Origin of the sequence: Xenorhabdus thuongxuanensis, from assembly GCF_001908095.1 — a bacterium.
Classification (GTDB): domain Bacteria; phylum Pseudomonadota; class Gammaproteobacteria; order Enterobacterales; family Enterobacteriaceae; genus Xenorhabdus; species Xenorhabdus thuongxuanensis.
In genome coordinates, this window is sequence record NZ_MKGR01000012.1 from 72,628 (window position 1) to 84,838 (window position 12,211).

General features: G+C 45.7%; 9 protein-coding genes. 4 read left to right on the plus strand and 5 right to left on the minus strand.

All coding sequences use genetic code 11. The features are described from left to right. Both trmH and recG read left to right on the plus strand, forming a co-directional pair. Nucleotides 1-726, plus strand: a complete 726-nt coding sequence (gene trmH / locus Xentx_RS09955; protein WP_074020088.1) for a tRNA (guanosine(18)-2'-O)-methyltransferase TrmH — start codon at nucleotides 1-3, stop codon at nucleotides 724-726. 22 nt (nucleotides 727-748) lie between these two features. Continuing rightward, entirely contained in the window at nucleotides 749-2,830 is a 2,082-nt protein-coding gene (gene recG, locus Xentx_RS09960; protein ID WP_074020089.1) for an ATP-dependent DNA helicase RecG, read from the plus strand. 103 nt (nucleotides 2,831-2,933) lie between these two features. Here the strand turns inward: recG and gltS are convergent, their stop codons facing one another. Continuing rightward, the gene (gene gltS / locus Xentx_RS09965; protein WP_074020090.1) at nucleotides 2,934-4,148 is read right to left on the minus strand and encodes a sodium/glutamate symporter; all 1,215 of its coding nucleotides are present in this window, start codon (nucleotides 4,146-4,148) and stop codon (nucleotides 2,934-2,936) included. Between the two features lie 241 nt (nucleotides 4,149-4,389). On the opposite strand from gltS, the gene Xentx_RS09970 reads away from it, so the two are divergent. Together Xentx_RS09970 and Xentx_RS09975 are read left to right on the plus strand one after the other, a co-directional pair. Beyond that, nucleotides 4,390-5,775, plus strand: a complete 1,386-nt coding sequence (locus Xentx_RS09970) for a nucleobase:cation symporter-2 family protein (RefSeq protein ID WP_074020091.1) — start codon at nucleotides 4,390-4,392, stop codon at nucleotides 5,773-5,775. Nucleotides 5,776-5,915: 140 nt separating this feature from the next. Next, on the plus strand, nucleotides 5,916-7,670 hold the full coding sequence (locus tag Xentx_RS09975) for an AsmA family protein (protein WP_074020092.1): 1,755 nt from the start codon (nucleotides 5,916-5,918) through the stop codon (nucleotides 7,668-7,670). On the opposite strand, the gene fabY is transcribed toward Xentx_RS09975, so the two are convergent. From fabY to typA, 4 genes are all read right to left on the minus strand, one after another. After that, nucleotides 7,660-8,577, minus strand: coding sequence for a fatty acid biosynthesis protein FabY (gene fabY, locus Xentx_RS09980; protein ID WP_074020093.1), 918 nt, complete (start codon nucleotides 8,575-8,577; stop codon nucleotides 7,660-7,662). The genes Xentx_RS09975 and fabY overlap by 11 nt on opposite strands. 48 nt (nucleotides 8,578-8,625) lie before the next feature. Next, nucleotides 8,626-9,063, minus strand: a complete 438-nt coding sequence (dtd, locus tag Xentx_RS09985) for a D-aminoacyl-tRNA deacylase (RefSeq protein WP_074020094.1) — start codon at nucleotides 9,061-9,063, stop codon at nucleotides 8,626-8,628. Nucleotides 9,064-9,102: 39 nt separating this feature from the next. Beyond that, on the minus strand, nucleotides 9,103-9,720 hold the full coding sequence (gene yihX / locus Xentx_RS09990) for a glucose-1-phosphatase (protein ID WP_074020095.1): 618 nt from the start codon (nucleotides 9,718-9,720) through the stop codon (nucleotides 9,103-9,105). Nucleotides 9,721-9,985: 265 nt separating this feature from the next. Then, nucleotides 9,986-11,815 carry a ribosome-dependent GTPase TypA gene (typA, locus tag Xentx_RS09995; RefSeq protein WP_074020096.1) on the minus strand — a complete coding sequence of 610 codons (1,830 nt, stop codon included), beginning with the start codon at nucleotides 11,813-11,815 and terminating at the stop codon, nucleotides 9,986-9,988. Between the last annotated feature and the right edge of the window lie 396 nt (nucleotides 11,816-12,211).

The following is a 12,211-nucleotide window of genomic DNA, read 5'->3' on the forward strand; positions in this document are numbered from 1 at the left end:
ATGAATCCTAAACGTTACGCACGCATTCGCCAGATGATGGCAATGCGTCAACCTGACCTGACAATCTGTTTAGAAGAAGTTCACAAACCCCATAACGTATCCGCCGTTATTCGTACTGCGGATGCTGTTGGTATTCACCAAATCCATGCTATTTGGCCTACTGAACAATTAAAAACCCAGCTCTCTTCGGCGGCGGGTAGCAATAGCTGGGTTCATGTGAAAACACATTCCACGATTGAACAGGCTATTCACCAAGTTAAATCTGATGGAATGCAAGTGCTGGCGACCCATCTTTCTGATAAAGCCGTCGACTTCCGGCAAATTGATTACACTAAACCTACCTGTATCATTATGGGGCAAGAGAAAAAAGGTATCTCAAAACAAGCCATTGCCTTGGCAGATCACGATATCATTATCCCGATGGCAGGTATGGTGCAATCACTGAATGTCTCTGTCGCCTCCGCCTTGGTTCTGTATGAAGCACAACGGCAGCGCCAATTGGCAGGCATGTACCAACGGGAGAAAAGCACTCTGCCAGAAGAGGAACAGCAAAGGTTACTGTTCGAAGGAGGATATCCCGTGTTGGCTGCTGTTTCTCGGCGTAAGGGTCTGGAACAACCTTTGATAGGTAAACAAGGGCAAATTATCGCAAGTGAATCATGGTGGTCAGCTATGCAAGCAACATCAGCCGCGCAAAAAACAACTGCACCATCAGCAAGGAAATAAATCACACTGACGGAGAAATCGTATGAAAGGCCAACTGCTTGATGCCATCCCCTTAACCACATTGCGTGGTGCTGGAACCAATCAGGTCACTAAACTCGCTAAGTTAGGGTTGGTCAATCTACAGGATCTGCTTTTGCATATGCCTCTCCGTTATGAGGATCAAACCCGCCTGTATACCATTAATGAATTACTGCCCAGCACTTATGCTACGGTAACAGGTGAAATATTACGCACCAATGTCGCGTTTGGGCGTCGGCGCATTATGACCTGCCAAATCAGTGATGGCACAGGTATATTGACCCTGCGTTTCTTCAATTTTACTGCCGCCATGAAAAATAATCTGGCCGCAGGAAAACACGTTGTTGCTTATGGAGAAATTCGTCGCGGCAATCAAGGGCCAGAGATTATCCATCCTGAATATAAAGTCCAGCAACACGCCAGCCGTATCCAACTGCAAGAAACGTTAACTCCCATCTATCCCACGACAGAGGGAGTGCGCCAGACAACACTACGCAAGTTAATCGATCAGGCATTGGAAATATTAGATATCTGTGCCATCAATGAATTGCTGCCGGAAGAATTCAGCCGGAAGATCATTAGCCTGCCTGACGCACTGCGTACATTACACCATCCCCCACCGGATACTTCTCTGGCCGATTTGGAGAATGGCCGACATCCAGCCCAGCAAAGGTTGATTCTGGAAGAATTGCTGGCGCATCATTTAAGTATGTTGGCAGTCAGGGCTGGAACCCAGCGCTTTCATGCATCTCCCTTAACGGCGGATGATTCGTTAAAGCAGAAGCTTCTGAGCCAGTTACCATTCTCACCCACAGGCGCACAAGCCCGTGTCGTTGCAGAAATAGAACATGATTTGGCAAAAAATATCCCCATGATGCGTCTGATACAAGGGGATGTCGGTTCGGGAAAAACATTGGTGGCAGCACTGGCAGCCGTCCGTGCCATTGTTCACGGCAAACAAGTGGCTCTGATGGCACCGACTGAGCTTTTGGCAGAGCAACATGCTAATACCTTCCGCCAATGGCTTGAACCGCTCGGTATTCAGGTCGGTTGGTTGGCTGGCAAACAGAAAGGCAAGGCGCGTCAGGCACAGCAAGAGGCGATAGCAAGCGGTCAAGTGAGCATGGTTATCGGTACTCATGCAATGTTTCAGGAGCAAGTAAAATTTGCAGGATTGGCACTGGTTATCATTGACGAGCAACATCGATTCGGTGTTCATCAACGCCTGGCATTATGGGAAAAGGGGCGCGAACAAGGCTTTCATCCCCATCAACTGATCATGACTGCGACCCCTATTCCACGCACATTGGCAATGACTGCCTATGCCGATCTGGATACTTCTATCATTGATGAATTGCCACCAGGCCGAACACCAGTCACAACGGTTGCCATCCCAGATACTCGCCGGAACGATATTATCCAACGTATCAAAAGCGCCTGTCTGGATGAAGGCCGTCAGGCTTACTGGGTATGTACCCTGATCGAAGATTCGGAGGTGCTAGAAGCGCAAGCAGCACAAGCAACCAGCGAAGACCTGACACTGGCATTGCCTGAATTGAAAATCGGCTTAGTGCACGGGCGGATGAAACCGGCAGAAAAACAAGCCATCATGGAAGCTTTCAAGCAAGGTAAAATACAATTGCTGGTTGCCACGACAGTGATCGAAGTCGGGGTAGATGTGCCTAATGCCAGCCTGATGATCATCGACAATCCTGAACGGTTAGGATTAGCCCAATTGCACCAGCTTCGAGGGCGCGTCGGGCGTGGAGCCATTGCTTCTCACTGTGTCCTGCTCTATAAAACCCCACTGACCAATACAGCAAAAATTCGCCTGCAAGTTTTACGGGACAGTAATGATGGTTTTGTGATTGCCCAGAAAGACTTGGAGATCCGCGGGCCAGGTGAATTACTTGGTACACGCCAAACGGGCAATGCAGAATTTAGGATCGCAGATTTATTGCGGGACCAAAGTATGCTGCCCGAAGTTCAGCGTATCGCCCGCTATATCCACCAGCGCTACCCTGAACATGCCAAGGCGCTGATTGAACGCTGGTTGCCGGAGCGTTCTCAATATAGTCATGCTTAAGTTCTAAAGAAAACCAAAAAACGGCACAAACAAATAAATATGCCGCTGAAAATTTCAGCGGCATATTTCGCCAAGATATTAGGCGAACCAAAAGTAAATTAATTTAACCTGCTACAGATGGGAACACCGGTAATAACAGATACAATTTGATGACGGCAGCGTTGACGATATCAATAAAGAATGCTCCCACCATAGGTACGAGTAAGAATGCCACATGTGATGGCCCAAAACGGTCAGTGATCGCTTGCATATTCGCGATAGCGGTCGGTGTTGCGCCTAAGCCAAAACCACAGTGTCCGGCTGATAATACTGCCGCGTCGAAATTCTTGCCCATGACACGGTAAGTGATGAAAACAGCATACAAAGCCATAACCAAGGTCTGCACGGCAAGAATGATCAACATTGGCAGCGCAAGGGAAGCCAATTGCCACAGTCTCAGGCTCATCAATGCCATTGCCAGAAACAGGGACAAACTCACGTTACCCAAGACCGAAACCGCTCGGTCAAATACCCGATAAAAACCAAGCAGAGATAGACCGTTACTAAGAATGACACCAACAAACAGCACACATACGAATGTCGGTAATTCAAAGGCCGTGCCTTGTAGCAGTTTCTCAATAAACCTACCCGCCAATAAGCAAATGGAAACCATAGCAATAGTTTCCACCATCACTAATGGTGTAATAAGCCGACCAGTATAAGGTTTCTCAAATGCCGTCGGCAGCTCGGTATCCTCAGCCCCCAATCCTGGAGTTTTGGTATTTTTCACCAACATACGGGCAACTGGGCCGCCAATCAGTCCACCTAAAACCAGGCCGAATGTTGCACATGCCATTGCCACTTCCGTAGCATTTTCAAAACCATAGCGCTCAGTGAATACCTTGCCCCAAGCGCCACCTGTTCCATGCCCACCAGATAGTGTAATGGAGCCTGCCAACAATCCCATTAATGGATCAAGGCCAAGCATTTTCGCCAATGCGATGCCTACGGTGTTCTGTACAAATAACAGGCCAACAACCACGCAGACAAAAATGACCAAAGATTTTCCGCCTGCTTTCAGGCTGGCAAGATTAGCGTTCAAACCGATGGTGGCAAAGAACATCAACATGAGAGGCTCTTGGAGAGACAAATCAAAACTGACTTCCCAACCCGTGGATTGTTTAACCGCCAGCAGAACTAGCGCAACCAATAATCCACCTGCGACTGGCTCAGGGATCGTATATTTCTCAAGGAATGGGACTGATTGTACGAGTTTTCTTCCTAGTAGCAAAACCAGTGTGGCAGCAACGAGCGTGCCATAAATATCCAGATGATACATCGATGTACCTCATCCATTGTTAATATTATGTGAATTTAATGTGACGTTATAATCATCCTATAAAAACGCCAAGAGCAGGTAAGGGTTGGATTAGAAAGAAAATTACTCATAAACACAAGTTAAAACATTTAAAAATGTGACGGAATTAATTTGTATTTCATTATGAAAACTTTACGCAAACGATTGCTTTGATGGTAAGAATCATTAAAATGCGCTTTTTGTCTATCTGGAATTTCACAATATGGTCAATTTACCCCGTGAATCCAATTCATCAGAAGTTCCCAATAAATCAAACAATGAACTTATCTATCGCCTGGAAGATAAACCACCGTTCCCACATGCCCTATTTGCTGCATGCCAACATTTACTAGCAATGTTTGTGGCTGTTATTACGCCAGCAATGCTGATTTGCCAGGCTCTAGGGCTTCCAGAACAAGATACCCAACGCATTATCAGTATGTCCCTGTTTGCTTCAGGTTTGGCATCACTTATTCAAATTCGCTCTTGGGGGCCAATTGGCTCTGGGTTGCTTTCAATTCAGGGCACCAGTTTTAATTTCGTTGCTCCACTTATTATGGGTGGCTTGGCATTAAAAAATGGCGGTACAGATATTCCCACCATGATGGCAGCTCTGTTCGGTACACTGATGCTCGCCTCAATGACGGAAGTACTGCTTTCACAAGTACTGCATTTAGCAAGACGGATCATTACACCTCTGGTATCCGGTATCGTGGTGATGATTATTGGCCTGTCGTTAATTCAAGTGGGGTTAACTTCGATTGGTGGAGGTTATTCTGCAATTCAAAACGGCACATTTGGCGCACCTGAAAACTTGCTACTTGCAGGAACTGTTCTTGCCGTCATCGTGTTACTGAATCGCCAAAATAACCCTTACTTGCGTGTCGCTTCTCTGGTCATTGCCATGGCAGTGGGTTATCTGCTGGCCTGGTATATGGATATGTTGCCCGTTTCAACACCAAAAGAAGGTACACCAATCATCACAGTCCCTTCGCCACTCTATTATGGTTTGTCTTTTGACTGGAATCTGTTGATCCCACTGATTTTGATTTTTATGGTGACATCACTGGAAACGATTGGTGATATCACAGCTACCTCAGATGTCTCCGAACAACCTGTCAGTGGCCCGCTCTATATGAAACGTATCAAGGGCGGTGTGCTGGCAAATGGCCTCAATTCTATGGTGTCAGCCGTGTTCAATACATTTCCAAACTCCTGTTTTGGCCAGAACAATGGTGTGATCCAGCTAACTGGTGTTGCCAGTCGCTATGTTGGTTACATGATTGCTTTAATGTTAATTTTATTGGGGCTGTTTCCCGCCGTGGCTGGTTTTGTACAACATATTCCTGAGCCTGTTCTGGGAGGGGCGACGATTGTGATGTTTGGTACTATCGCCGCATCTGGTGTCAGAATTGTTTCTCGTGAGCCTCTGAATCGACGTTCCATTATGATCATCGCACTGTCCCTGGCCGTAGGATTAGGCGTTTCTCAACAACCACTGATTTTACAGTTTGCCCCTGATTGGGTGAAAAACTTACTCTCTTCAGGTATTGCCGCAGGTGGGTTAACTGCCATTCTGCTTAACCTAATTTTTCCCCAAGAAAAATAGTTGGCAGATTTTTGTATGATACTTCTCTCCCGCCTTAGCAGCGGGAGTTTTCTTTTTTAGATAAATCATCTATTGAGTGCTTCTCGATTTTACGGCATAAAAGGGCTTCTATTGGAAGGTTACACTACTGAGGTGAAATAATGAGGTGGTTAGGGAAGTTTTTTGTCACTCTTCTATTATTGCTAATTTTGGTAATCATAGTTATCTATGTTGTTGCCCAAACGCATTGGGGAGCCAAACAGTTAAGCCAATGGCTCAGCAGACAAGGACATTATCAAGTCAGTATTGAAAGCATCAGCCATAGCTGGCAGCAGCCTGCTACCATATCACTTAACCACATTGACATTAGTGACAAACAAAGTCCTTTCTCCCTCAATGCCGATACCATTAATCTCGATTTCAAATGGCAGCATTTGCTATCCCCCCAAAATCTCCGTCGTCTGACATTACAACAAGGAACATTGCTACTGTCTGGAAATCAACTTCCCCCTCTTTTACAAGCGGATATCTTGCAACTGAACCAGATGAATATTCAGCTAGAGAGTCCTAACACTCGTATTCAGGGGGAGAATATCACGGGCGGCATTACACCTTGGGCTCCTGCTGGGGGCAATCCATTTGGTAATGGAAAATATCAATTTAGTGCCAATACGATCCGTTTAAATGACATATCTGTTGAAAATGCTGTTGTGCAAGGCAGTTACCAGAATAAGGCCCTGACTATCGACTCTTTTGGCGCAACATTTCTGCGAGGTGCCATTTCTGGCGATGGCCAGCAATTACCGGATGGCAGTTGGCGCTGGAACAATATCCTGCTCAGTGACATTCGCTGGCAAACACCAATGACACTGGGTGAGTTGAAAGAAAAAATCAGCCATCTGCCGGTTAGTTATGTCAAAGATCTCAATATCACCAATGCCAAACTGCAAGGGAAAAACTGGTCTGTCGATTACCTGGATAGCACCATCAAAAACTTAGGGTTAGTCAACGGCAATTGGAGCGCCGAAGATGGGTTGATGGATTTTAATGCGATGAATATGACGCTGGATAATGAACAGTTCAGCGACACGCTTGGAAAATTCCGTTTTTCTGGTGATACCTTTACCATCGCAAACCTGACAACCCACTATCAAAAAGGGTTATTCAATATCCAGGCTCAGTGGGATCGCAAAAACCGACTCCTTACCCTCAAAGAGAGTTCTGTAACAGGGTTGCTTTATGTTCTGCCACCAACATGGCTCAACTATTTCAAACAGCCTGCACCGGAATGGATTGCAGGAGTAAAACTCAATGATATTACTATCAATAATACGCTGCTGATTGATACCAATCCCAACTTCCCGTTCCAGCTCACCACCCTCGCAGCCCATATTAACAACATGGATATCTTGAAAAATGGCAAGTGGGGGTTGTGGAATGGCCAAGCATCGCTGCAAGCTGCTGCGGGAACATTTAACAAAATCGAAATAACCCGTCCTTATCTGCAACTGCACGCCACAGATAGCAAAGTCACCATTGATAAATTGAATGGCTTTACACGTGAAGGGCTGTTGCAAGTTACTGGCTCGGCGGAACAACAAACTGCTCATACTCCTTTTAACCTAAACTTCAAAGGCATGAATGCTGATTTGAACACCTTGCCACAATGGGGTTGGATACCGCTTAATATTCAGGGAGAAGGCAATTTCACACTCGCTATCACGGGAGATCTCTCTGCTGACGACGTGAAGGGAACAATAAACGGCACATTGGTTGCCGAAGATAAATCATCAGCCAAAGAGTCACAATCTATTGAGCAAGGTTTGATCTCAACGAGCCGCTGTCCCCCAACCGCACCCTCTTCTGTAGATAATCCTGCTGCGGAGAGTCAAACCTGCGCAAAAATTAAGCTTTAGTAAACCGTTCGGGAGGCAGGACGATATAAGTGCCGGTGAACACGCTACCTACGCCATGTTCACCGCTAACCTGCACTTCTATCGTTACACGCGCCTTATTGCCACGGGCAAGACGGGCAAGGTCTCCGCTCATATTATTGAAGTCCGCAGTTGCACAGGGGCGCCCTGTAATCGGTTGGCGATAACGAATATTGGCATCCACTAAAATGATATCTCCCCCCAACTGGCGCTCCTGTAGCAACAGCCAAATCAATCCCCATGCCGTTAAGGTGGCCTGAGAAAATAAGCTACCGGCGAAAATAGTATGATGTGGATTCTGGTTTCCGGCTTCGGGCATCGTTGTGATGAAACGCTGCCCGGTATATTGGGTGATCCTCAGCCCCATCTTTTCACTTAAAGGGATTTGCTTATACCATGCCTGCTGCAACTCTGCACACCAATCAGGACGGTGCAAGATATCATCAAGGCTTATTATCGGTTTTATCATGAGGAAATGGTTAATCGGAGACGCCTTAGCACCATTGATCAAACCACGTTTTTGAAACCCCAACTTGTCGAAGAAATCAACCGCGTCTTCCCGTGCGCTGCAAACAATTCGTTTCACACCTTCCTGTCTGGCTACAGATTCCAATGCCATCGCAATCAGTGTCCCCAAACCTTTTCGTTGCACATTGGGATGAACAGCCAGAAAACGAATAGCACCTTCATTGTCCGCATTGATGTATAAGCGCCCAACAGCCAACGGATTACCCTGTTCATCCACCACCATTTGATGGTGTGCCATCGAATCGTAACCATCTTTCTCTGATCCGGCGGGCTGATGAAGCGGTTTACGCAACATCTCCCAACGAAATTGGTAATAGGTTTCCAACTCTTGTTCTGTTTGAGGGACTCTCAGATGGTACATAGAAACAGCTCCTTCTCTTGTGTGTGTCATGTGTAGCCAGAGAAACACTCAGACTTGCAACCAGAAAGTCACTGGCCCGTCATTTGTCAAACTGACTTTCATGTCTGCCGCAAATTTCCCCGTTTCTGTTTTTACACCAGTTACACAGCACTGTTCAACAAAATAGCGATAAAGTTCCTCTGCTTTTTGTGGTTCAGCACCACCAGAAAAGCCAGGTCTTAAGCCTTTCTGCGTGTCCGCAGCCAATGTAAATTGCGACACAACCAGCAAACTACCACCAGCCTGCTGAACGTTAAGGTTCATTTTTCCCTGCTCATCGCTGAATACCCGATACCCTATTACCTTGTCGCATAAACGTTGTGCTTTTTGTGGGGTATCGTCTTTCTCAACCCCCAGCAACACCAGCAACCCCTGCTCAATTTCTCCGATCGTTTCACCTTCAACAACAACCTTTGCCTGTGTTACACGCTGAATTAATGCGATCATTTCTCTTGCCTGTTATTCCGTTGCAATAAGCAAACGATGTTAATTTTTTGAGGGAAGCGAGAAATCATGTGACTTAAAATAATCAGGGATCACACTCCTGTCAGCCACATGAATTACATTGATGCCTGATTTTTTTGCTGCTTCGACGTTTTCTAAAAGATCATCAAAGAATATGGCTTGATCTGCTGTCACACCTTCCGCTGCAAGCACATAGTTAAAAATATCAAGATTGGGTTTACGCATCCTCAATTCGTGGGATAAGTAAAGGAAATCCGCTGATACTGCAATCTCAGGATAATGCACTGAGCAGTAATCAATATGCAGACGATTTGTATTTGACAGAACAACCACACGATGCCCTTGAGCACGCAATTTATTCATTAGCTCAATGACTTCTTGCCTGACACCGATAAAGATTGTATTCCAACCTTCCGCAAATTGTTTAAAACTGAGTGAAACCTCCATTTCATCACACATCCTTTCTGCAAATTCAGTGTCACTAATTTTTCCACACTCATGTTTTTCAATAGCCTCTCCCTGCGAAAATTTTGGAGTCAACGTTGCCAGTGGTGTCCCACTCAGATTACTCCAAACAGCCAGTACTCTTTTAAAATCAATATCAATAATCACGTTACCCAGATCGAAAATATACAGCATAATCCCTCCTGACTGACGCTCATTGTTTAGTACTTTTATCATACTTTTGTTAAGAAAAAAGAATGAAGAGATAAAAAAACAAATAAATTGTTCTTCTTATGAAGCGTCTTATAAATCGTCGTTGAAGCTATTGACTGGCTACCGACCGATCAGCAGGAATAGATAACAAAATGGCTGGAAGGGGATATCATAAAAGAACTCAGGGCACCGAAGCGCCCTAAGTCGTTGATGTTCAAACTGTCATATGCAATGCATAATCCAGAAATTAAACTTCTTTGCTACGATTTGCACGACGGCGATCGTTTTCAGTCAAATGACGCTTACGCAAGCGAATTGACACTGGAGTCACTTCAACCAACTCGTCGTCGTCAATAAACTCCAACGCCTGCTCCAATGTTTTCTTGATATGTGGAGACAGTGTTGTCGCTTCATCTGTACCTGATGCACGCACGTTAGTCAGTTTCTTACCAGTCAGACAGTTAACAGTCAGGTCATTTGAACGTGAGTGAATACCAATAATCTGGCCTTCATACACTTCAGTACCATGACCCAGGAACAATTTACCTCGCTCCTGCAAACCATACAACGCGTAAGCAACTGCCTTGCCTTGTCCATTGGAAATCAGCACACCATTTTGGCGACGGCCAATCTCACCTGGGCGGATGTCATCATAGTGACTGAATGTTGCGTACAACAAACCAGTACCAGAAGTCATGGTCATGAACTCAGTACGGAAACCAATCAGGCCACGGCTTGGAATCACGTAATCAAGACGAACACGACCTTTGCCATCTGGCAGCATGTCACGCATTTCACCTTTACGCTCACCCAATGCCTGCATTACATCGCCTTGATGCTGTTCTTCGATATCCAGAGTTACCTGCTCAAAAGGTTCCTGCTTACGGCCATCAATTTCACGGAAAATAACTTTTGGACGGGAAACCGCCAACTCGAAACCTTCACGACGCATATTTTCGATCAGAACAGACAGGTGCAGTTCACCACGGCCTGATACACGGAATGCGTCTGGATCTTCAGTTTCTTCAACACGCAGTGCTACGTTATGAACCAGCTCTTTTTTCAGACGATCAAGGATCTGGCGAGAAGTCACGTACTTACCTTCACGACCACAGAACGGTGAAGTATTGACACAGAAGTACATGCTTACAGTAGGTTCATCAACTGCCAGTGCTGGTAACGCTTCAACCGCATTGACTTCACACAGGGTATCAGAGATGTTCAGATCACCCAGGCCGGTAATGGCGATGATATCACCAGCTTCCGCCTTATCAGACTCAATGCGTTCCAATCCCAGATGGCTAAAGACTTTACCGACTTTACCGTTGCGAGTTTTACCTTCGCTGTCGATAATAGTGATGTTTTGGTTTGGTTTTACCATACCACGCTTAATGCGACCGATACCGATAACCCCAACGTAGTTGTTGTAATCCAACTGCGAAATTTGCATCTGGAATGGGCCATCAAGGTCAACCTTAGGTGGCTCAACATGATCAACGATTGCCTGATACAGCGGAGTCATGTCTTCAGCCATATCAGTATGATCGTTACCAGCAACCCCCATCAGTGCAGAAGCATAAATGATTGGGAAATCCAGTTGCTCATCGGTTGCACCGAGGTTCACAAACAAGTCAAACACCTGATCCACCACCCAATCAGGACGAGCACCAGGACGGTCAACTTTGTTGATCACTACAATAGGCTTCAGACCGTGAGCAAATGCTTTCTGGGTTACAAAGCGAGTCTGTGGCATTGGGCCATCCATCGCATCAACCAGCAACAGGACACTGTCTACCATTGACATTACACGTTCAACCTCACCACCAAAATCGGCGTGGCCTGGGGTGTCTACGATGTTGATACGATAATCATTCCATTTGATGGCAGTGTTCTTTGCAAGGATGGTAATACCACGTTCTTTTTCCAGATCATTGGAATCCATCACACGCTCCGTTGTTGCAGCACGCTCCCCAAAGGTACCGGACTGTTGCAGGAGTTTGTCAACCAGCGTGGTTTTGCCATGGTCGACGTGAGCAATAATTGCTATATTTCTTAATTTACTGATTTCATTTGACATTTAAAAATTCCAATAACTCTAAAATCATTTGTGCACTCAGATTGAGTACACAAAAAGAATTCTGTTTTACCTGGCCGCCGCCGAACAAAAGTGCAGCATTATACACTTTGGATGGTTGCACTGGTATTAAAAGTTGTGCAGTATTAGTGGTTTTCTCTTTATTTAGAAACATCGTTGGAATCTATACCTATTGAGGTATAAAGAGGCGTCCATCTGGCTGGAAATCAAGCTCAGTAGCATCACCAGTGACCTGCTCGAACAGGGGGTGAGCTGGATTGATTATGTAGTTCAACTCACGTGGGACAACTACGCTGGGGAGAGCCAAATAGTCAATTGATATAGTATTAGCATATCCATTGATGACATAACGAGCAAGTTTGTGAAATTTCAGCCGGT